General features: G+C 70.5%; 20 protein-coding genes. 6 read left to right on the forward strand and 14 right to left on the reverse strand.

What is annotated here, in order from left to right; genetic code table 11:
• Positions 1 to 24 precede the first annotated feature (24 nt).
• Genes QN141_04580 through QN141_04600 form a run of 5 tightly spaced genes read left to right on the forward strand, consistent with a single transcriptional unit; the run spans position 25 to position 5,062 of the window.
• A complete protein-coding gene (locus tag QN141_04580) occupies positions 25 to 984 on the forward strand; it encodes a sugar ABC transporter permease (GenBank protein MDR7557747.1) in 960 nt (319 codons plus the stop codon).
• The gene (locus tag QN141_04585) at positions 985 to 1,836 is read left to right on the forward strand and encodes a carbohydrate ABC transporter permease (GenBank protein ID MDR7557748.1); all 852 of its coding nucleotides are present in this window, start codon (positions 985 to 987) and stop codon (positions 1,834 to 1,836) included. It abuts the gene before it with no gap.
• Positions 1,837 to 1,847: 11 nt separating this feature from the next.
• Complete coding sequence (locus tag QN141_04590; protein ID MDR7557749.1) at positions 1,848 to 2,792, forward strand: tripartite tricarboxylate transporter substrate-binding protein; 945 nt, start codon at positions 1,848 to 1,850, stop codon at positions 2,790 to 2,792.
• 33 nt (positions 2,793 to 2,825) lie between these two features.
• The gene (locus QN141_04595) at positions 2,826 to 3,311 is read left to right on the forward strand and encodes a cupin domain-containing protein (GenBank protein MDR7557750.1); all 486 of its coding nucleotides are present in this window, start codon (positions 2,826 to 2,828) and stop codon (positions 3,309 to 3,311) included.
• The gene (locus QN141_04600; protein ID MDR7557751.1) at positions 3,308 to 5,062 is read left to right on the forward strand and encodes a CocE/NonD family hydrolase; all 1,755 of its coding nucleotides are present in this window, start codon (positions 3,308 to 3,310) and stop codon (positions 5,060 to 5,062) included. Before QN141_04595 ends, QN141_04600 begins: the two co-directional genes overlap by 4 nt.
• On the opposite strand, the gene QN141_04605 is transcribed toward QN141_04600, so the two are convergent.
• The 14 genes from QN141_04605 to hisZ form a co-directional block, all read right to left on the reverse strand.
• A complete protein-coding gene (locus QN141_04605; protein MDR7557752.1) occupies positions 5,049 to 7,070 on the reverse strand; it encodes a prolyl oligopeptidase family serine peptidase in 2,022 nt (673 codons plus the stop codon). The two genes, QN141_04600 and QN141_04605, sit on opposite strands and share 14 nt — an antisense overlap.
• Before the next feature lie 23 nt (positions 7,071 to 7,093).
• On the reverse strand, positions 7,094 to 7,966 hold the full coding sequence (locus tag QN141_04610) for an ABC transporter permease (GenBank protein ID MDR7557753.1): 873 nt from the start codon (positions 7,964 to 7,966) through the stop codon (positions 7,094 to 7,096).
• Positions 7,959 to 8,945 carry an ABC transporter permease gene (locus QN141_04615; GenBank protein ID MDR7557754.1) on the reverse strand — a complete coding sequence of 329 codons (987 nt, stop codon included), beginning with the start codon at positions 8,943 to 8,945 and terminating at the stop codon, positions 7,959 to 7,961. The genes QN141_04610 and QN141_04615 overlap by 8 nt, the downstream gene beginning before the upstream one ends.
• Positions 8,946 to 8,989: 44 nt before the next feature.
• Positions 8,990 to 10,525, reverse strand: coding sequence for an ABC transporter substrate-binding protein (locus QN141_04620; GenBank protein MDR7557755.1), 1,536 nt, complete (start codon positions 10,523 to 10,525; stop codon positions 8,990 to 8,992).
• 236 nt (positions 10,526 to 10,761) lie between these two features.
• The gene (locus tag QN141_04625) at positions 10,762 to 12,099 is read right to left on the reverse strand and encodes an MFS transporter (protein MDR7557756.1); all 1,338 of its coding nucleotides are present in this window, start codon (positions 12,097 to 12,099) and stop codon (positions 10,762 to 10,764) included.
• 53 nt (positions 12,100 to 12,152) lie between these two features.
• Positions 12,153 to 12,767 (reverse strand): bifunctional phosphoribosyl-AMP cyclohydrolase/phosphoribosyl-ATP diphosphatase HisIE, encoded by a 615-nt coding sequence (gene hisIE, locus QN141_04630; protein ID MDR7557757.1) that lies wholly within the window; start codon positions 12,765 to 12,767, stop codon positions 12,153 to 12,155.
• On the reverse strand, positions 12,764 to 13,534 hold the full coding sequence (gene hisF, locus QN141_04635; GenBank protein MDR7557758.1) for an imidazole glycerol phosphate synthase subunit HisF: 771 nt from the start codon (positions 13,532 to 13,534) through the stop codon (positions 12,764 to 12,766). The genes hisIE and hisF overlap by 4 nt, the downstream gene beginning before the upstream one ends.
• Positions 13,528 to 14,238, reverse strand: coding sequence for a 1-(5-phosphoribosyl)-5-[(5-phosphoribosylamino)methylideneamino]imidazole-4-carboxamide isomerase (gene hisA, locus QN141_04640; GenBank protein ID MDR7557759.1), 711 nt, complete (start codon positions 14,236 to 14,238; stop codon positions 13,528 to 13,530). Before hisA ends, hisF begins: the two co-directional genes overlap by 7 nt.
• On the reverse strand, positions 14,238 to 14,867 hold the full coding sequence (hisH, locus tag QN141_04645) for an imidazole glycerol phosphate synthase subunit HisH (GenBank protein MDR7557760.1): 630 nt from the start codon (positions 14,865 to 14,867) through the stop codon (positions 14,238 to 14,240). Before hisH ends, hisA begins: the two co-directional genes overlap by 1 nt.
• Positions 14,868 to 14,878: 11 nt before the next feature.
• Complete coding sequence (gene hisB / locus QN141_04650; GenBank protein ID MDR7557761.1) at positions 14,879 to 15,460, reverse strand: imidazoleglycerol-phosphate dehydratase HisB; 582 nt, start codon at positions 15,458 to 15,460, stop codon at positions 14,879 to 14,881.
• Positions 15,457 to 16,515 carry a histidinol-phosphate transaminase gene (hisC, locus tag QN141_04655; protein ID MDR7557762.1) on the reverse strand — a complete coding sequence of 353 codons (1,059 nt, stop codon included), beginning with the start codon at positions 16,513 to 16,515 and terminating at the stop codon, positions 15,457 to 15,459. The genes hisB and hisC overlap by 4 nt, the downstream gene beginning before the upstream one ends.
• On the reverse strand, positions 16,512 to 17,807 hold the full coding sequence (gene hisD / locus QN141_04660; GenBank protein MDR7557763.1) for a histidinol dehydrogenase: 1,296 nt from the start codon (positions 17,805 to 17,807) through the stop codon (positions 16,512 to 16,514). Before hisD ends, hisC begins: the two co-directional genes overlap by 4 nt.
• A gap of 6 nt (positions 17,808 to 17,813) precedes the next feature.
• Positions 17,814 to 18,452, reverse strand: a complete 639-nt coding sequence (gene hisG, locus QN141_04665; GenBank protein ID MDR7557764.1) for an ATP phosphoribosyltransferase — start codon at positions 18,450 to 18,452, stop codon at positions 17,814 to 17,816.
• On the reverse strand, positions 18,440 to 19,681 hold the full coding sequence (hisZ, locus tag QN141_04670; protein MDR7557765.1) for an ATP phosphoribosyltransferase regulatory subunit: 1,242 nt from the start codon (positions 19,679 to 19,681) through the stop codon (positions 18,440 to 18,442). The genes hisG and hisZ overlap by 13 nt, the downstream gene beginning before the upstream one ends.
• A 185-nt stretch (positions 19,682 to 19,866) precedes the next feature.
• Between hisZ and QN141_04675 the strand changes: the two genes are divergently transcribed.
• Positions 19,867 to 20,217, forward strand: coding sequence for a hypothetical protein (locus QN141_04675; GenBank protein MDR7557766.1), 351 nt, complete (start codon positions 19,867 to 19,869; stop codon positions 20,215 to 20,217).
• Positions 20,218 to 20,311 lie beyond the last annotated feature (94 nt).

The following is a 20,311-nucleotide window of genomic DNA, read 5'->3' on the forward strand; positions in this document are numbered from 1 at the left end:
GGCGGGACGCCGCTGGCTGGTCCGATGGAGAGCAAGGATCGGCCGGGATCCGGCCCGGGGCCGGGGCGCCTCCTCCCTTCCCCCTCCGACCGTCACGCCCTCCCGGGCCGTCTCCTGGACAGCGAACGGTCTCTGGCCTTCCTGTTGCTTGCTCCCGCCGTGGCCATGCTGCTGGTCTTCATCGCCTATCCCTTCGCCACGGGTATCTGGTACGCGCTCTCCAGCGTCAGAGTGGGCGATGCCGGGCACTTCGTCGGCCTCCAGAATCTGATCGCGGCCTGGCATGACTCAATCTTCCGCACGGCCCTGAGGAACACCATCCTCTACACCTTTTGGGCCAACCTCTTCAAACTGATCCTCGGCATGGGGCTGGCGCTGCTGCTCAACCATCCCTTTCGCGGCGTGCGCCTCGTGCGGGCCGCGGTGCTCCTGCCCTTCATCGTCCCCACCGTCCTCTCCGCCCTGGCCTGGCGCTGGATGTTCGACCCCACCTTCAGCGTCCTCAACTGGCTGCTCTATCACGGCGGCCTGATCGCCGAGCGGCTTCCCTTCCTCTCCGACGCCCGGTGGGCACTGTGGTCCGCGATCGCCGTCAACACCTGGCGCGGCACGCCGTTCTTCGCCGTCACGCTGCTGGCCGGACTGCAGACGATCAACCCCGAACTCCATGAGGCGGCCGCCCTGGACGGCGCCGGGAGCTGGAAGCGATTCTGGCACGTCACGCGGCCGCTGCTGCGACCGGTCATCATCGTCGTCGTCGTCTTCTCCATCGTCCAGACTTTCTCCGATTTCCAGCTCGTCTACGTGCTCACCGGAGGCGGTCCCGCCAACTCCACCCACCTGGTGGCCACCTACGCCTACCAGGTCGGCATCGGGGCCGGGCTTCTGGGGGAGGGGGCGGCCATGTCGTTGTTCATGTTCCCCGTCCTGCTGACGGTGGTCTGGAGCCAGCTCCGCCACCTCCGGCGCCTGGAGGGAGTCTAGGTGACCGTCGAACGGCGGTGGCGGCGCTGGCTCCTGGTCTACCTCCCCCTGGCCGTCCTGATCGCGGGCCTGCTCTTTCCCTTCTACTGGATGCTCATCACGTCCATCCGGCCCGATGCGGAGCTCTACCGCTCCTGGCGCTCCCCCCAGAGTGCGCCGCTGTGGACGCTGGCCCCGACGGGACAGCACGTCCTGAACCTGCTGACGCGGACCGCGTTTCCCCGGTGGCTCTGGAACACGCTCCTCGTCGCGGCGGCCTCGACGGGGATTTCCCTGTTCTGCGGGCTCCTGGCGGGGTATGGGCTGGCCCGGTTGCGGTTCCCCGGCGCCGGCCCCCTCGGCATCGGGATCTTCGTCAGCTATCTCGTCCCGCCGACCCTGCTGTTCATCCCGCTGGCGGGGATGGTCCGGAGCTTCCGGCTGGGCGACACCCCGTGGGCCCTGATCCTGACCTACCCGACCTTCATGATCCCCTTCTGCACCTGGCTGCTGATGGGGTATTTCAAGACGATTCCGCGAGAGCTGGAGGAGTGCGCGCGCGTCGACGGCGCCTCGCGGTTTCAAGCCATGGTGCGCATCGTCTTCCCCGCCGCGGTCCCGGGCGTTCTTTCCGCGGGCATCTTCGCCTTCACGCTCTCCTGGAACGAGTTCCTCTACGCCCTCGTCTTCCTGTCATCGCCGGAGAAGAAAACCGTGGCCGTGGGCGTGATCTCCGAACTGGTCCGCGGCGACGTCTACTTCTGGGGCGAGCTCATGGCCGGGGCCCTGCTCGGCGCGCTCCCCGTCGCCCTGGTGTACTCCTTCTTCGTCGAGCACTACGTCGCGGCGCTTTCCGGATCGATGAAAGGGTGAGGGCAGTGACGATGCCGGAGAAAAGTCAGGGCGCCATGGTGGAAGGACGGGAGTATCCCCGGGGTCCGATCAGGTTGCTCGTCCCCTTTCCGCCCGGGGGGTCCACAGACTTCACCGCAGGGACCATCGCCGGCGCGATGGCGGAGGTACTGGGCCAGCCCGTCATGGTGCAGCACCGGCCCGGGGAGTTCGGGATTGCGGCGCTGGCGGAACTGGCCCGGGCCGATGCCCACACCTTGCTCGTGGGGAGCGTGATCACCAACGCCATCACCCCCATCGTCCACCATCGTCGAATGCCGTTCCGCGTCGAGAACGTCGTTGCTCCGATCTCCAGACTGGTCGAATTTCCCAGCGTACTGATCACGCGGACGTCGGTGCCCGTCCACACGCTCCAGGAGTTTCTCGAGCACGCCAAGCGCACCTGGGGGCGGGTGCGCAACGGGACGGACTGGATCGGCAGCTTCACGGACCTGGATGCGGCCCTCCTGGGCCGGCAGGCCGGAGTCGACGTGGTGCAGGTCGTCCGGGCCGGCGGGGCCGATGCCCTGGTCGGGGCGGTGGTCAGCGATGAGGCCGACATCTTCTTCGTCAATGCGCGCACGGCGATCCGTGAGGTGCGTGCCGGACGGGTCAAGGCCCTGGCGGTGACAGGCCCCGGGCGCCTGGCGAGCCTGCCAGAGGTTCCGACGATGGAGGAGTCGGGCTTCCCCGGGGTCGGCACCCCGCACTGGCATGGGCTCTTCGCGCCCCGCTCCGCGCCGCAGGAGGTGGTCCGCTTGCTGCATCGCGCCGTCGTCCGGATCCTGCGCGACGATCTGGTTCGATCCGCCCTGGAAGGCGCCGAAGCCCGCCTCGTCCCCAGCGCTTCACCGGAGGCGTTTGCGGCGGAGCTCGAGGCGGAGATGGTACGCTGGCGGACGCTCGTCGCCGAGATCAACCTGACGGAGCTGGACTGAGGAGTACCGACAACACCGACGGAGAGGGTACCGATGGACGAAGAGAGGAAAGCGGACAGGCCGGAAGAGAGGACGACCCGCACGGCGGGAGCGATCAAGGCGGGACGGGGACGATACGTCTTCGATCCCCGCCGCCTCGCCGGAATCGCTGCCGGGCCGGGGTACTCTACGGCCCACGGTCCGGTCGTGGAAGGGGAGCGTATCCAGGTGGGACTGATGCACATGCCCCGCGGATCGGGGGGGCGGCCGCACAGCCATCCCAACGAGCAGTGGATCTACGTCCTCCAGGGGACGCTGGAAGGCGAGGTGGAAGGCGTACCGGTGCGCGCCCCGGCCGGGTCGCTGATCTACATCCCGGCGAATGCGGTCCACTGGGCGCTGGCCGGAACGGATGAGGATGTGGTCTTCCTGACGGCCAAGGACACCTCCCACGGCATTGCGGGCACTCCCGTCGATCCCTCCACGTCCGCCCCGCTCTACGCCCCGGGATTCGGGCCGGCGGCGAAGGAGGAACCATGAGTGGCCAGTCTGCGGGCTCCAGCCGGGTGGACGCGGCGACGACGAATCGCATGCGAATCGACTACGATGTGCCGATCCCCATGGACGACGGCGTGGTGTTGCGGGCCGACGTCTACCGTCCCGATGAGGGCCGTCGGTATCCGGTCCTGCTGAGCTACGGTCCCTACGGCAAGGGATTGCCGATCCAGCTCGGATATCCGGACCAGTGGGGTGCCCTGGTCCGCAGTTTTCCCGAGGTCGCGGAGGGGTCCTCGTGCCGGTACGCCAACTGGGAAGTGGTCGATCCGGAGAAGTGGGTCCCGGACGGCTATGTCTGCGTCCGCGTCGATTCGCGGGGCGCCGGCCGCTCCCCGGGCGTGCTCGATGTCTACTCCCCCCGCGAGACCCGAGACCTGTACCAGTGCATCGAGTGGGCCGCGGGTCAGCCCTGGAGCAGCGGTAAGGTGGGGCTGAGCGGCATCTCCTATTACGCGATCAACCAGTGGCTGGTGGCCGGCCTGCAGCCGCCGCACCTGGCCGCCATGTGCGCCTGGGAGGGCGCGGCCGATTACTACCGCGACTTCCACCGCCACGGCGGGATCCTGTGCACCTTCACCGGGTCGTGGTTCAAGGCCCAGGTGGAGACCGTGCAGCACGGAGTCGGGGTGCGGGGGCCCGTCGATCCCAACAGCGGCCTGCTGGTGGCCGGCCCTGAAACCCTGGCCGAACATGAACTGGCCCGACGGCGGATCGATCCGATGCAGCAGGCCCTGGTGCGGGTCCTCGATGATCCCTGGTATCGGGAGCGGTCGGCGGACTGGTCGAAGGTGACGGTACCGTTCCTCTCGGCCGGCAACTGGGGAGGGCACGGGCTGCACCTGCGCGGGAACGTGGAAGCCTTCGTCCGGGCGGCCTCGCGCCAGAAGTGGCTGGAGATCCACGGCCTGGAGCACTGGACGCACTACTACACCCACTACGGCCTCGATCTCCAGAAACGGTTCTTCGCCCACTTCCTCAAGGGCATGGACAACGGGTGGGACCGCGAACCGCCGGTTTTGCTCAACATCCGCCGTGTGGACCGGTTCGTGCTCCGCCGGGAACAGCAGTGGCCGCTGGCGCGGACCCGGTGGACTCCTCTGTACCTCAATCCGGCTCGGCGAAGCCTGGACTGGGAACCGCCGGCCGCCGGCAGTGAGGTCACCTACCGTCCCCTGCAGGAAGGCGTCACCTTTCGCACACCCCCTTTTGCTCAGGAGACGGAGATCACCGGCCCGATGGCGGCAAAGCTCTTCATCGCCTCCGCCACCATCGACGCAGACCTTTTCCTGGTGATCCGCCTGTTCGATCCCGGGGGGCAGGAGGTGACCTTTGCCGGCGCGGTCGAGCCGCGGGCGCCCATCGCCCAGGGGTGGCTGCGCGCCTCTCACAGGAAGCTGGACCGGACGCTCTCCACCCCTTATCGGCCGTACCACACCCACGATGAACTGCAGCCCTTGGTTCCGGGCGCAGTGTACGATGTCGATGTGGAAATCTGGCCGACGAGCATCGTCGTGCCGCCGGGATACGTGCTGACCCTGACGGTGCAGGGGAAGGACTTCGAGCGAGAAGACACCCCCGCCGGGCTGGGGCCGTGGAGAGCCCTGCGGGGGAGCGGGCCCTTCCTCCACAACCATCCCTGGGACCGGCGCCCGGAGATCTACGGCGGTGCCGTGACCGTGTACGGGGGCGGTACGCGGAGTTCGTTCCTCTTGCTGCCCGTCATCCCCGGATGACCGCTGGGGCGTCCTCCGGCGTGTACCCCAGATACCGCTGCAGCGCTCCCTCCACCTTCCGCAGCGCGTCCCGCCAGGTCGTTCGGCGCGTGAAGAGGTGCGTCTCCTCGGGGTAATAGTGGGCCTCGAACACCTTCCCGTGCTCCACGCAATCCTTCACGATGAGGTTCAGCTGCTCGAAGGGCACGGCCTCATCCTTCGTTCCGTGCAGGTTGATCAGGGGGGCGCGCAACTCCGCGACCAGGTGGCGCGGCGAGGCGTTGCGCCAGACCTCGGGACTCTGCTCCCGGGAGCCGCGGGCCCGTCCCAGGAAGTAGTCGTAGGCCGGCCGGAAGGCCTCCCGGGCCCAGGCCATCCACCGGTCGAAGTCCCAGATGCCGGCGATGTTGATGCCCAGGGCAAAGGTCTGCGGTGACCGGACCAACGCGGCCAGAGTCAGCCAGCCCCCGTAGCTCAAACCCCAGACGCCCACGCGCTGCGGGTCCACGAAGGGTAGGGTCTTGAGCCACTCGCCGGCCCGCACGCAGTCCTCGCACTCCACCACGGCCAGGCCGCCGGAGTTTCCCTGCTCGAAGGCCTTCCCGTATCCGATGCCCCCGCGGTAGTTGATCAGATACGAGACCACCCCGCGCTCCGCCAACCACAGCGACACGGCGTAGAAAAAGGCGTAGGCCTTCAGCGGCGGGAACCCTTCGCGCATCTGCCGCATCCCCCCGCCGTGGATGTAGAGCAGCGCGGGATACCGGCGGCCCGGTTCCAGGTCGGGAGGGACCAGCAGGTACCCCGGAATCTCCAGCCCGCCCGCGCCCGGCGTCTTCGCCGGCTGCGGGAGGGCGAAGCGAGATGGCGCCACACCCTCGGGCATCGAGCCGACGAGACGGCGCAGACCGGCGCCGTCACGGCCGACCACCCAGAGTTCGGGCGCGTGGTGAACCGTACTGTGGCGGAAGGCAACGAGGCGGCCGTCGGGGGACCACGCCGCCTCGACGCTGGTGCCGGGGGTGTCCACCAGGCGGCGCAGCACGCCTGAACCCAGGTCGACGCAGAACAGGTGGCGCATCCCGAGGTTCTCCCGGTTGGTGGAGAAGACCGCCTCGCGACCGTCCGGGCTGATCCGCGGAAGGTCGTAGGCGTGCCCGACATCCTCCCCGGTCCCTTCGGTGAGCACCCGCAGGCGGCCATCCTCCGTGTCCAGCAGGTAGAGATGCCACCAGCCCTCGTGACGCAGCACGAGCAGGGCCTGCCGGCCGTCGGGATGGGGCTGCGCGGCAAAGGGCGCGCCCAGGCCCTCGGGCTCGTCTTCGCGGTGCAGCACGCGCACCGTGCCGTCGGGCAGGTCGAGGACGCACCACTCCCGGGCGGTGTACGCCACCGACGGCCGGGCAAAGATCAACCGGCCCGGGCGCAGCCAGGTGAAGGGCCCCTCCAGGTTCTCCGTCTCCGAGCGCCACAGGACGTGTCCCAAGGAATCTGTCACGGCCAGATCCCAGCGCCCGCGATCATCCCGGAACGTCACCGCGATGGCCGATCCGTCCGGCGCCCAGGACAGCGTCGGCTGATGGTCCAGCCCCTGCACGCGACCGCCGACGTCGAGATGACGCAGCGACGGTTCCGCAGGATCCCAGAGCCACAGCCGACCGCCCGTGACGAAGGCCAGCGCCGGAGGGGCGGGCGACCACTGCACCGCGGTGACGGGATCGGGGCCGGCGTAGAGGACGCTGGGGCGCCAGCCGTCGTCCGAGGGCGCCTCCCCCTGACCGGCGGTGAGGAGGCGCCCGCCCTGCAGGTAGGCCAACCGCCCGTCCGGCGCCCAGTCGAAGGCCGTGACCGGGAGGTCGCCCCGGGAGATTTCCAGGCTCTGCGCAGTGCGGACGTCCACGACCCGCAGGGAGTAGCGGCCGCCGTCATCGAGAATGTAGCCGATCCGTCTCCCGTCGGGGGCCCAGGCATGGGCGGAAAAGTACGTGATGGCCAGCACCTGCTCCAGCGTGATGGCCGGCGATCCCATCGGCCCCACCTCCTTTCGTCTCGTTACAGCCTGGGATCCAGCGCGTCCCGCAGGCCGTCGCCCAGGAAGTTGAAGCCCAACACGGTGAGCATGATCGCCAGACCCGGGAGCGTGGAGATGTGCGGCGCGGTGCGCAGGAAGGCCCGTCCTTCGTTCAGCATCGTGCCCCAGGACGGAGTGGGGGGCTGCACCCCCAATCCCAGGAAGGACAGCGCCGCCTCGGCGATGATGGCCGCCGCCATGCCCACCGTGGCCAGGACGATGATCGGCGCCACCACATTGGGCAGGATGTGTCGGAGGAGGATCCTGACGTCACCGGTCCCCAGGGCCCGCGCCGCCTGCACGAAATCCAGTTCGCGCAGGACCAGGACCTGCCCGCGCACGACCCGGGCATAGGTCGTCCAGGCCACCAGGCCCAGGGCGATCATCACGTTCACCAGGCTCGGCCCTAGCACGGCGATGATGGCGATCGCCAGGACGATGACCGGAAAGGCCAGGAAGACGTCCACCGTCCGCATCAGGATGTTGTCCACGACGCCGCCGTAGTACCCGGCGGTCAGTCCGACGACGGTGCCCAGGCTGGCGGCGATCCCCACCGCCACGACCCCCACCTGCAGAGAGATGCGGGTGCCGTAGATCAGGCGGGCCAGGATATCGCGGCCCACGGCGTCGGTCCCCAACAGGTGGCCGGGAGCGCCGGGCGGTGCGGCGGGATGGGCGTAGTCGATGGCCAGCGGGTCCGCGGGGGAGACGTAGGGCGCGAAGAGCGCCAGCAGGACGATCAGGGCGATCATCCCCAGCCCCGCCATGGCCAGGCGGTGGCGGCGCAGCCGCCGCCAGGCGGCGCGCCAGTAGCCCTCGTGCCTGGCTGTCGCCTCAGCGGCGGCCCTAGGCATAGCGGATGCGCGGGTCGATGAGCGCATAGATGACGTCCACGGCCAGATTGGCGGCGATGCGCACCACCGCGATCATCAGCACGACCCCCTGGACCACGGGGAAGTCGCGCTGGACGATGGACCGGATGGCCAGCCGGCCGATCCCCGGCCAGGCGAAGATCGTCTCGGTGATGACCGCGCCGCCCAGCAGCGCGCCGAGGTCCAACCCGATGACCGTCACCACCGGGATGAGCGCGTTGCGCAGGGCGTGGCGCACGACGACCCGGCTACCCTGCAGCCCCTTGGCGCGGGCCGTACGGATGTAGTCCTGGCCGATCACCTCCAGCATGCTGCTGCGGGTCAGCCGGGTGACCACCGCGGCCAGGGCGCTGCCCAGCGTCACGGCCGGGAGGATCAGGTGGACGACGGCGGTGATGAGGCCGGCGGGATTGCCGGAGGTCAGCAGCATCCACAGGCCCGACAGGACGGGCTCCCCGCGCCCGGAGGCGGGCAGCCAGCCCAACCGCAGGGCGAAGAGGAAGATCAACATGACCCCCAGCCAGAAGTTGGGCATGGAGATACCCAGCATCGCCGCCACGGTGCCCGCCGTGTCCAGCAAAGAGTATTTGCGCACCGCCGAGATGACGCCGACGGGGATGGCGATGGCCAGCGCGACGACGACCGCGGCCAGGGCCAGTTCAATCGTCGCCGGGAGCCGCTCGGCGATCAACTGGCGCACGGGTTCATCGGAGGACAGGGAGGTGCCCAGGTCGCCGGTGACGAGCCGACCCAGGAACTTCAGATATTGGACGGGGAGGCTGCGATCCAGTCCGAGGACGTGACGCAACCGCAGGATCTCTTCGGCCGTCGCGTTCTCGGCACCGATCATGATGACCACCGGGTCGCCCGGGATCAGCCGCAGCAGGCCGAAGATCACCAGGGAGACCCCGAACAGCACCGGGATCGTAGCCAGGAGGCGCTGCAGGATGTAGCGGCCCACGGAGAACGGCGCCTATCCCATGCGCCGGCGGATCGGACCGCGGCCTAGCGACCGGTTCCCATCTTGACGTCGATGCCGTAGGGGGTCTTCAACACGATCCACCCGCTGACGTGCGGTTTGAACCCCTGCACCGCCTTCCGCGTGGCGTAGGTGCGCTTCTCGTGGAAGAGGAACACCATGGGCGCCTCCTGGACGATCAGCCGCTGCGCCTCCCGATAGATCCGGATCCGCTCCCTGGCATCGGTGACGGTGCGGGCGCGGTCCAGCAGCTCATCCACCCTGGCATTGCGGAATTTGGTGAAATTGAATCCGCCGATGGCCGAGCTGTGGAACGGGCTGTAGAGCAACGAATCCGGCTCCGGGTTCGTCGTCCAGCCGACCCGGAGGGTGTCGTAGTTCGTCTTCAGGAGCCGGTCCAGCAGCGTCGGGAAGTCTACCGCCGTGACCTTCACGGTGACGTTGATCTGCTTGAGCATGTCGATGATCAGCGGCACCTCACGCTGGAGCTCCTCCGTGGCCGAGATCAGGTAGTTCATCTCGAAGCCGCCCCCCTGGCCGGCTTCGGCCATGAGCTGTCGGGCCCGGGAGAGGTTGTAGCCCAGCCCCTTGAAGCGCTCGTCGTAGGCCCAGGAGGTGGGCGGGATGGGACCTTCGGCCACGACGCCGCGCCCGGGCCAGACGACGTCCACGATCTTCTGCTTGTCGATGGCGTGGGCGATGGCCTGTCGGACGCGCACATCGTCGAAGGGCTTCACCGACGTGTTGAAGGCCAGAAGGCGGTAGTTGGTCCCCACCACCTCGTGGAGGTTGACGAGCAGACTGACGCGCAGCCGTCGGAGGTCCTGCGCCGGAATCCCGGCGATGAGGTCCAGGCCCCCCGACTCCAGCTCCGCCAGACGGACGCTGGCCTCCGGAATGAAGCGGAAGATGAGCCGATCCAGGGACGGCCGTCCCGCGTAGTAGTCGGGGTTGGCCTCCAGCACAATCCGCTCCTCGGGCACCCACTCCACCCACCGGTACGGCCCGGTACCCACGGGACGGCGGGCGAACTCCCGGCCCAGCCGGGAGTGGGCGGCTCTGGGCAGGATGTAGGCGGATGTGGCCAGGTTGGTGAGAATCGGCACGAAGGGGGCGCGGGTGGTGATGCGGACGGTGTGCCGATCCACGGCCTCCACCAAGGAGATCTGCGCCAGCGACCCGCGCTGCGGCGAGCGGGTCTCAGGGTTCAGGATGCGGTCGATCGTGTATTTCACATCGTCCGCCGTGAACTCCGTCCCGTCGTGAAACCGCACATTCTGCCGCAGTTTGAAGGTCCAGATCTTGCCGTCGGCCGACGGCGTCCACGACTCCGCCAGGGCGGGCTGCAGGCCTCCCTGGGGATCGAGCATGACCAGCCCTTCCAGGACGTGGGAGTACACCTGCTGGGAGTAGAGGTCGGTGGACAGCGCCGCATCCATCGTGGTCGGCGCCGACTCCATCCCGATGCGCAGCGTTCCCCCCGACGTCGGCGCGGGCGCGGCGGGGACGCGCCAGCTCAGCACCACGACTGCGGCCAGGGCCAGGCTGATCCGCCACTTCATCTCACCACCACCTCCTGCCCGTGTGGCGCGGGCGATCGCGGGCGGGGACCGATCCACCGGCGTGAGCGCTGCCGCGCCTCGCGGCTCCTCCGAGGCGGGAGGCCCCGCACTTCGATGACCCCTCGGAGGCTCGCGCTACCGTTCGAGGCAGGCGAGGCGGTATCCTCTGCCCAGGCGTCGATGGCGTGGGAACGTGCCGGGTGCGCGGCCCGCCGTTGCCGTCTCCGCGTTGCGGCTCACGGCGCCGGCGTCGCCCGTCGCGCCTCCCGGACGTGAGGCAGGTTGAGGACGATCGCCAGAGACAGGAGCGCCAGGAGCGCCGCCAGGGCCGGAACCCTCCAGAAGACCCGGAACAACGCCGTGCCCCCGGCGCTCAGGGCTCCGCCCAGCACCGCCCCCATCAGCGCGGCGCCCACGGAGCCGCCGAAGTTGCGGGCGAACTGCAGCAAACCGGTCACGATCCCCAGGACCTGCGGGCCGGCCTCCTCCTGGGCGCTCACCAGCAACGCCAGCATGATCGCCCCCATACCCAGGCCGGCCAGCAGACCGCTGCCGCCCAGGACCCACAGGGCGCTGCCCGGTGCCGCCGCCCACAGGCCGAATCCGGTGACCATCGTTGCGGCCCCGATCACGGACAGCGGACGCGGCCCGAGGTCCGGCAACCACCGCGCCGACCAGATACTGGCCACCGTCCATCCCACCGTCATCGGCGCCAGCAGGGCGCCGGCGCCGGTGGCGCTCTGCCCGCGCGCCGCCTGCCCGAACAGCGGCAGAAAGGCCGCGCTGCCGAAGAAGGCCATGCCGGCCAGCAGATTGCCCGCCAGGGCCCGACCGATCAGCGGGTGGCGGACGGCGTCGAAGGGGATCAGCGGCGTGACCCGGCGACCGTCCAGCAGGAAGAAGACTCCCAGCAGAACCACTCCGATCAGGTCGAGGAGCGGGACGTGCCTTTGGATCCCGTACACCAGCAACCCGGCGCCGCAGGCGAACAGCACCGCGCCGGCGAGGTTCAGCTCGGAGGGCCTGCGCGGAATCTGATCCCGGTAGGTGCGCGCGATCAGGGTCATGGCGACGAGGGCGAAAGGGATGTTGAGGTAGAATACCCATCGCCACGACATCCGGTCGGTGATGAATCCGCCGACCAGCGGGCCGACCAGACCCGAGATCCCCCACACCCCGCTGATGAACCCCTGGACGCGCGCCCGCTCCCGCATCGGGTAGAGCTCTCCAATCATGGTGAAGGTCAGCGCCAAGAGACCGCCCGCGCCCAGACCCTGGAGGCTGCGGGCCCAGATCAGCTGGTGCATCGTCTGGGACGCGCCGCTCAGGGCCGACCCGACCAGGAAGCCCCCGGTGGCCACCAGGTACAGGCGGCGGCGGCCGGACAGATCTGAGGCGCGTCCCCACAGGGGGCCGCTGACCGTGGCCAGCAACAGGTACAGGGAGAAGGGCAGACTGTACAGCTCCTGGCCGCCCAGGTCGGCGATGACCCGGGGCATCGCCGTCGCCACCACGGTGGCTTCGATCGCCGCGAGGAAGAGCCCCAACAGCAGGCCGAGAAACGTCCGGTTCATGCTGGATGGATGGTGTCTTTGAGGTCCGGCGCGTGGCGGACCAGGCGGCGGATCTATCCCCGACGCCGCCGGGCCAGCTCCCGCCGCACCTCGTCCAGCCCGACCCCGCGGGACGCCAGCAGGACCATGGTGTGGAAGACCAGGTCCGCCGCCTCCTCGACCACGCGCTGGCGGGACTCCTGACGGCCGGCGCGGATGAGCTCCGCCGACTCCTCGGTTACTTTGGCGGCGATCGCCTCCTGTCCTGCGGCCAGCAGCGCTGCGGTGTACGACCCCGCGGGACGCTCTGCGGCCCGTGCGCCGATGACCGCGAACAGGGTATCGAAGATGTCGGCGGCCGGCGCCTCGCGCACGCCACCGTCCAGATCGCGGAAGAAACACGCGGGATGGCCGGTGTGGCAGGCCGGGCCCTGCTGGTCGACCACCAGGAGCAGCGCATCGCCGTCGCAGTCGATGCGGATCTCCCGGACGCGCTGCGTGTGACCGCTCTCTTCCCCCTTCCGCCACAGGCGGCCGCGAGACCGGCTCCAGTACCAGGCCTGGCCCGTGGCCACCGTCCGGGCCAGCGCCTCCCGGTTCATGTAGGCCAGCATCAGCACCCTCCCGGTCGTGGCCTCCTGGGCCACGACCGGGACCAGACCGCCGGCGTCGAAGTGGACCTCCCTCACGCCAGCCTCACCGGCACGCCGCACCCCCGCAGGTAGCGCTTGACCTCCGCAATGCGCAGCTCTCCCCGGTGGAAGACGCCCGCCGCCAGGGCCGCATCCGCCTGCCCATCGGTCAGCACCTCGTAGAAGTGGGCCGGCGTCCCGGCGCCGCCGGAGGCGACCACCGGGACCGGCACCGCCGCGCTCACGGTCCTGGTCAGCGCCAGGTCGTAGCCGTCCCGTGTCCCGTCCCGGTCGATGCTGGTGAGCAGGATCTCGCCCGCCCCGAGTTCGGCGGCACGGACGGCCCAGTCCTCGGCATCCAGGCCGGCGGGGATGCGCCCGCCGTGGGTGTAGACCTCCCAGCGCGGGCGCGAACCGTTCAAAGACGCCTTCGCGTCGATGGCCACGACGACGCACTGGCTGCCGAACCGCTCCGCGGCCTCCTGGATCAGCGCGGGCCGCCGCACGGCGGCGGTGTTCACCGCGACCTTGTCCGCCCCCGCCAGCAGCAGACGCCGAATGTCCTCCACCTCGCGGATTCCCCCGCCCACGGTCAGGGGGATCCGGAGCACCTCGGCCGTCCTGTGGACGACCTCGAGCATTGCGGCCCGGCCCTCGACCGACGCGGTGATGTCGAGAACGACGATCTCGTCCGCCCCGGCCCGATCGTAGGCCCGGGCCAGGGCAACCGGGTCGCCCGCGTCCCGCAGGCGGACGAAGCGGACGCCCTTGACCACCCGGCCGGCGGCCACATCCAGGCAGGGGATGATCCGTCTGGTCAGCATGCCGGCACGCCCCACCGCCCCAGGGCGCGGTCCAGATGGATGCGTTCCTCGTACAGCGCCCGTCCGACGATGACCCCCTCCACGCCGGTCCGGGCCACCGCCTCCAGGTCCTCTTCCGACGCCACGCCGCCGGCCGCAATGACCGGCGCGCCGGCCGTCGAGACGAAACGGCGGAGCGCCTCCACATCGGGCCCGGACAGCGCGCCGTCCCGGGCGATCTCCGTGTAGACGAAGCGCCGGATCCCCCGGGCCCGCAGGTGCGCGGCCAACGCCGCGGCGTCCGTGTCCGTCTGCCGCCGCCATCCCCGCAGGGCCACCTTCCCCTGCCGGACGTCGATCGAGACGGCGACCCGCTCGCCCAGGGCAGCGAGCCTCGGGGCGAGCCGGACGGCCGCCGTGCCGACCACGACGCGGGCGGCTCCGGCGGCGAAGGCGGCCTCGATGTCGTCCATCGTCCGGAACCCCCCGCCGGTCTGCACGCGGGCGCCGAGCCTGCAGATCTCCTGCAGCAGGTCGAGATGCACGGGCCGGCCGGCGAAGGCCCCGTCCAGATCGACCACATGGAGCCAGGGAGCGCCCGACGCCACCCACCGCCCGGCCCAGGCCACCGGGTCGTCGCCGTAGTCCAGGCGCCGAGAGGCGTCTCCCTGCACCAGCCGCACCGCGCGCCCCTTCCGGATGTCGATCGCCGGAATGACCAGCATCAGGAGCCGAACCCGGAGGCCGCCGCAACGCTGCGGAGCACGTTGCGGAGCAGCCGCTCGCCCGCGGCCCCGCTCTTCTCCGGGTGGAACTGCAGCCCGATCAGCCGCCCGCGCTGCACGATGGCGGGGACCTCCATGCCGTAGGACGTCACGGCCACGACGTCGGCGGCATCGCCGGGAATCGCCGCGTAGGAGTGGACGAAGTAGACGTGGGTGCCGGCGGCCACCCCGTCGACCAGGGGCGACGCACGGCGGATGAAGAGCTGGTTCCAGCCCATGTGGGGGACCTTCACGTTTCCGGGCAGGCGCCGGACGCTGCCCGGGAGCAGACCGAACCCGCGCACCTCTCCGCCTTCTTCACTCCCCTCGTACAGCAGCTGCATCCCCAGGCACACACCGACCAGCGGCGTCCCCAGCTCCACCTGCGTCCGGATCCACTCCGCGAGGCCCGTGGCGACAAGCCAGCGCATCGCCGCGGCGTACGCTCCGACGCCGGGGAGCACCAGGGCGGTGTACTCGCCCTTGGCCGGAGGGCGATCGATCAAGACCGCCTCGGCGCCCGCCGCCCGCAGCGCCCGCGAAATGCTCTGCAGGTTTCCGGCTTCGTAGTCGATAACGCCCACCCTCATCGCGTGGCTCCTCAGAGCACGCCCTTCGTCGAAGGAATGGCTCCGCCGACGATGCGTGTGGCCCGGTGGAGGACGACGCCGGTCCCCTTGAACGCCGCCTCGAGGATGTGGTGCGCGCTGCGCCCCGCGACCCGCACCAGGTGCAGCGTGATCGCGGCGTGTGCGGTGAAAGCGCGGAAGAACTCCTCCCCCAGATCGGCGGGGAAGGTCCCCAGCCGGACCGGTCCGAGGGCCAGGTCGTAGCGGAGGAAGGGGCGGCCGCTGACGTCCAGCGCAGCCAGCACCAGGGCGTCGTCCATGGGCGCATGCAGCGAGGCGAACCGCGCGATCCCCTCTCCCGTCCCCAGGGCCCGGCGGAGGGCCTGCCCCAGAACGATGCCCACGTCTTCCACCGTGTGGTGGGCGTCGACCTCGAGATCCCCCCGCCCCTCCACCTGCAGATCGAAGCGGCCGTGGCGTCCGAGCTGTTCCAGCATGTGATCGAAGAAGGGCACCCCCGTGCGGATGGAAACGTCGCCGCCGCCGTCGAGATCCAGGCGGATGCGGATCGAGGTCTCCGCCGTCTCGCGTTCCACCTCCGCCCGCCGCGTCACCGCAGATCCTCCAGGGCCCGGGCCAGCGCGCCCAGGAATCGATCGTTGTCCTCGGGGGTACCGATGGTGACCCGCAGACAGCGATCCAGCAGGGGCTGGCCGGAGACGTCGCGGACCAGCACGCCGTCCCCCAGCAGGCGCTCGAACACCATCGCTGCCGGCCACGGCGTCCGGAACAGGATGAAATTGGTCTCGGACGGAAACGGGACGACGTCCTCCAGCCGGCTCAGGGCCCGGGCCACGCGCTCCCGCTCGCGGACGATGAGCCGCACCCGCTCGGCCACCAGGTCGCCGCGTTCCAGCGCCGCCAGGGCCGCCTCCTGAGCAAAGAGGTTCACGGTGTACGGCGGCAGCGTCTTGCTCACCGCGGCGACGACCTCCTCGCGGGCGACGACCCACCCAATCCGCGCGCCGGCCAGGGCGAAGGCTTTGGAGAACGTACGCAGCACCACCAGGTGGGGGTAGCGGCCCAGGGCGGCGACGAGCGAATCACCCCCGAACTGCACATAGGCTTCGTCGACGACGACGGGCACCTGCGCCCCGTCCAGCACAGCCTCGAGGTCCCGGCGGGCAAACCGGTTGCCGGTGGGGTTGTTGGGCGAGGTGAGGTAGACCATCGCCGCCCCGGAGGCGGCGATCTCGCGGAGCACGGCCGGTGCGTCCAGCGAGAAATCCTCGCGCAACATCACCGGACGGGCTTCCGCCCCGCCCACCAGGACCAGCGTCCGCGACAGCGAGTACCCGGGTGCGGTGAGCACCACCGGCCGCCCGGTGGCGAAGGCCTGGATCACCGCCAGGATGGCTTCATTCGAACCGTTGGTCACGGCGATCATTTCGGGGGCGACCCCGGCCTCGCGCCCGAGCGCTTCCCGCAGCAGCCCGCCGTCGGCGGGAGGGTAGCGGTGCCAGGGACGCCGGGCCAGCCGGGCGAGGACGTCGGCCTTCATCTCGTCGGGCCAGTCCAGGGGGCTCTCGTTCTGGTTGAGCCTCACCGGCGCCTCCCGGATCAGGCGGTACGCCCCCAGCTGCTCGATCGCCCGGCGCGGCCGGATCATCGGTCGGTCACCGCCATAACGTGGGCGGGGAACCCCTCGTACGCCCCCAACGCCTCCACCACCGGGCGCACGGCGGCCAGCCCCCGCTCGTCGAGCGCCGCCACCGAGGAGGTTTTGAGGAAGCTCAGCACCGTGATCCCCGAACTGACCCGCGCGCTCCGTCCCGTCGGCAGCGCGGCGGGCACGCCGATGGCGTAGTTGCCGGCGGCGAAGGGGGTATGCTGCCCGAGCAGGATCTCTCCCGCGTGGACGATGCGCGCCAGGGTCTCCTCCGGGCGGCGCGTGGCGAGCAGGAGGTGTTCCGGGGCGTAGGCGTTCACGAAGGCGACGGCCTGGTCAAAGGAATCGGCCACGAGGATCCCCCCGTACCTGGAGAGGGCGGATTCGGCGAAGACGCGGCGGTCGTCGGGAAGGCGGCGCAGGTATTCGTCCACCAGCAGGGCCACCTCCCGGGCCAGCCTGTCGCTGTCCGTCAGGAGCAGCGCGGCGGAGTCGGTGCCGTGCTCCGCTTCGTTGATCAGATCCAGGGCCACCCGGCGCGGGTCGGCCGCGTCGTCGGCCAGCACCACCGCCTCGGTCGGGCCCAGCAGGGCGAGCGTGCGGAGGCCGTAGGCCTGCGCCTCCAGCTGCACCGCGGCGACGTAGGGATTTCCGGGGCCGGCCAGGGCGGTCACGGCCGGGATGGTCTCGGAGCCGAGAGCCAGCGCCGCCACGCCGGCGACACCGTTGCAGCGGAAGATCTCGCGGACCCCCAGGAGGTCGCAGGCCGCCAGCACGGCGGGATCCGCGCTGCCGTCGGCCCGCGGGGGGAGGACGACGCGGATCTCGGGGACGCCGGCGACCACGGCCGGCGTGAGGATGGTGACCGCGGTGGAGGGGAACCGGCCCTTGCCCGAAGGGATGTACACGCCCAGGCTGGCCAGGGGCGTGTACTTCACGCCCACCGTCACACCCGGCTCCATCTCCTGCAGCCAGTCCGCCGGACGCAGCCGTTCGTTGTACCGCCGCGCCCGGGCGATCGCCGCCTGCAAAGCGTCCAGCAGGCCCGCGGGAAGGAGGCCGTAGGCGGCGTCGATCTCGGCGTCGCTGACCCTGAGCCGGCTGCGGTCCATTGCCGCGCCGTCGAACCGCGCCGTGTAGTCCAGCAGCACCTGGTCTCCGCCGGACCGCACCGCCTCCAGCGCCTCCCGGGCCGCCCGCCGCACGGCCGGAGCGAAGACGGCCTCCCCCGCGCGTTCCAGGATCTGGCGCCGACGTTCGGCACTGAGGGCGGACAACCGGAGGATCTCCATCGACCGCTACCGCGCCGCCGGGCGCGTGAGCGCCTCGATCTGTTCGAACACCGGACGCAGGTGCGCGGCCCGCGTCCGCAGGCTGACGCGGTTGACGATCAGGCGGGCCGTGGAGCGGAAGACTTCGGCGGCTTCCACCAGCCCGTTCTCGCGCAGGGTGCGTCCGGTCATCACGAGGTCCATGATGCCGTCGGCCAGCCCGGCCCGCGGTGCGAGTTCGACGGACCCATGGACCGCGACGATTTCCACCGGACGTCGCTGGTGCGCGAAGAACTGCGTCGTGACCTGCGGGTACTTCGTCGCGATCCGCAGCAGCACGCCCGGCCGCCAGGCCGTCTCCAACCGGTCCTCCGGCAGGGCCACGACCCCCCGGCAGGCCCCGAAGCCCAGATCAAAGAGTTCGTACACGTGTCGTCCCTGCTCCAGCAGGACATCCTTGCCGACGATCCCGGCGTCGGCCGCCCCGTACTCGACGTAGGTGGGAATGTCCGCCGGCTTGACGATCACCAATCGGAAGCCGTTGCGACCGGGAACGACCAGGCTGCGTTCCGCGGGGAGGTCGTCCAGCACGTCCAGGCGGCGCAGGAGGGCCACCGCATCGTCGAAGAGGCGGCCCGTCGGGAGCGCCAGTGTCAGTGGGTCCACGACACCACCCCGGGCCGGCCCCGGACCTCGGCCACAAACTGTTCCCGGTCCAGCACCCGCGCGGTCGGTGCTTCCGCGTCTTCGATGCGCACGAGTCGCCCGTCCAGACGCACGGTTGCGGCCGCGCCGGGATGCGGCCGTGCGGAGATGACCACCGCTTTGCCTAAACTGCGGAGCTCGCGGGCGAGGGCGCAGCCGGCGGCCCGCGTCCGCTCGTCGATGAGGATCAGGAAGTCCGCCGGGGGCCGGAGGGGCGCGGGCGCGACGGCGAGCACGCGCTCCACTCCGATGGCGAACCCGGTGGCCGGACAGTCCACGCCGAAGCGGCCCACCAGCCGGTCGTAGCGCCCTCCCCCCAGCAGCGGATAGCCCGTCCCCGGCGCGTAGGCCTCAAAGACCGCGCCCGTGTAGTACGCGAAGTCCCGGACGAGGCTCAGGTCCACGGCCACCCGGCCCGGAGGCCCGTACGCCGCCACGGCTTCCAGGATGGTCACCAGACGCTCCAGCGCGGCGCGTCCGCGGGCCGTACGCGCGAAGGGCCGGGCCCGGGCCACGGCCTCCGGGCCGTGCAGATCGGGCAGCGTGCGCAACAGGAGGGCCACGGCGGGATCGGACGGCGTTTCCTCGATGCCGGCAAACTGCTTCCCGGCCAGCCGGAGGCGGAGGATCTCCCGCTCCTCCTCGGGCACCCCGGCCAGGACGTCGTCGAGGAACTCGAGATCGCCGACGTGGACCACCGGATCCGGGACCCCGGCCCGCGACAGGCTCTCCAGGGCCAGGGCAATGACCTCGGCGTCCGCGTCTGCTCCCGCCTCGCCCAGCAGCTCCACCCCGGCCTGGGTGAACTCCCGGAGACGCCCCCCGCCGGCGTCCTGCCCGTGGAAGACCGCGGCGACATAGCTGATCCGGAGGGGACGGACGCCTTCCGGGAGCAGGCGCGTCGCCGCCAGCCTGGCGATGGGCACGGTCATCTCGGGTCGCAGCACCAGCAGCTCGCCGCCGGCGCCGACGAGCTTGAGCAGACGATCCTGCACGCCGGGCCCGGCGCCGGCCAGAAAGGTCTCCAGGAACTCCAGGGTCGGCGTCCTGACCTCGCGATACCCCCACCGTCGGAACTCCTCGCGGAGATCCCGCAGCAGGGCGGCGCGGCGCTCGGCGTCGGCGGGGAGGAGGTCGCGCGTCCCCTCCGGGACCTGCCGCCATCGGGAAGAAGGCTGTCCCCAGTGCATCTCTTGTTTATCTGTTTATCAAGTTAAAGTGCTAGCGGGGGAAAACACCGTCCAGCGTACCAGAGGGACCACGGCACTGTCAACCCCCCGCATTGCCTCAGAATAAATCCAAGCGAGGCCGGGGCCGTTGCCTCATAGAAAATCTGAGGCAACTTCTCGCCACCTTTGGAGGTCCGACCGGCCCCATGACCCCTCTCGCCAAGCGCCAACTGGCCCAGGCCCTGCACCCCCACTACCGTACAGCCCGGCGAGCCGAGAAGACCCAGATCCTGACCGCTTTCGTCAAGGCCACCGGCTACCATCGGACGTACGCCATCACCCTCCTCCGCCACGGGCCACCCCGCCGCCCGGGCGAGCGCCGAGGGCGACGGGTCCGGTACGACCGTCCCGTCGTGGAGGCCCTCCACCGCCTCTGGGAGGCTTCCGGCTATCTGTGCAGCAAGCGCTTGCGCCCCTTTCTGGCGCCCTGGCTCGAGCCTGCGGCGGTGCGGCGAAGTGCACCTCCCCGGCGGTCGAAGCCGCGCTGCTGCGGATGAGTGCCGCCACCATCGACCGGAAGCTCGCCCCCTATCGACGGCAGCTCAAACCCCGAGGCCTCACGACCACCCGCCCGGGACGTCTGCTCAAGCC

It is taken from the genome of Armatimonadota bacterium (assembly GCA_031459765.1).
In the GTDB taxonomy this organism is placed as follows: Bacteria; Sysuimicrobiota; Sysuimicrobiia; order Sysuimicrobiales; family Kaftiobacteriaceae; genus Kaftiobacterium; species Kaftiobacterium secundum.

What these genes read in the sequence shown, in the direction of transcription:
- QN141_04580 (MDR7557747.1), top strand. Translation starts at nt 25, where the DNA reads ATGGAGAGCAAGGATCGGCCGGGATCCGGCCCGGGGCCGGGGCGCCTC.
- QN141_04590 (MDR7557749.1), top strand. Translation starts at nt 1,848, where the DNA reads ATGCCGGAGAAAAGTCAGGGCGCCATGGTGGAAGGACGGGAGTATCCC.
- QN141_04595 (MDR7557750.1), top strand. Translation starts at nt 2,826, where the DNA reads ATGGACGAAGAGAGGAAAGCGGACAGGCCGGAAGAGAGGACGACCCGC.
- QN141_04600 (MDR7557751.1), top strand. Translation starts at nt 3,308, where the DNA reads ATGAGTGGCCAGTCTGCGGGCTCCAGCCGGGTGGACGCGGCGACGACG.
- QN141_04605 (MDR7557752.1), bottom strand. Translation starts at nt 7,070, where the DNA reads ATGGGATCGCCGGCCATCACGCTGGAGCAGGTGCTGGCCATCACGTAC.
- QN141_04610 (MDR7557753.1), bottom strand. Translation starts at nt 7,966, where the DNA reads ATGCCTAGGGCCGCCGCTGAGGCGACAGCCAGGCACGAGGGCTACTGG.
- QN141_04620 (MDR7557755.1), bottom strand. Translation starts at nt 10,525, where the DNA reads ATGAAGTGGCGGATCAGCCTGGCCCTGGCCGCAGTCGTGGTGCTGAGC.
- QN141_04625 (MDR7557756.1), bottom strand. Translation starts at nt 12,099, where the DNA reads ATGAACCGGACGTTTCTCGGCCTGCTGTTGGGGCTCTTCCTCGCGGCG.
- hisF (MDR7557758.1), bottom strand. Translation starts at nt 13,534, where the DNA reads ATGCTGACCAGACGGATCATCCCCTGCCTGGATGTGGCCGCCGGCCGG.
- hisA (MDR7557759.1), bottom strand. Translation starts at nt 14,238, where the DNA reads ATGCTGGTCATTCCGGCGATCGACATCCGGAAGGGGCGCGCGGTGCGG.
- hisH (MDR7557760.1), bottom strand. Translation starts at nt 14,867, where the DNA reads ATGAGGGTGGGCGTTATCGACTACGAAGCCGGAAACCTGCAGAGCATT.
- hisC (MDR7557762.1), bottom strand. Translation starts at nt 16,515, where the DNA reads ATGATCCGGCCGCGCCGGGCGATCGAGCAGCTGGGGGCGTACCGCCTG.
- hisD (MDR7557763.1), bottom strand. Translation starts at nt 17,807, where the DNA reads ATGGAGATCCTCCGGTTGTCCGCCCTCAGTGCCGAACGTCGGCGCCAG.
- hisZ (MDR7557765.1), bottom strand. Translation starts at nt 19,681, where the DNA reads ATGCACTGGGGACAGCCTTCTTCCCGATGGCGGCAGGTCCCGGAGGGG.
- QN141_04675 (MDR7557766.1), top strand. Translation starts at nt 19,867, where the DNA reads ATGACCCCTCTCGCCAAGCGCCAACTGGCCCAGGCCCTGCACCCCCAC.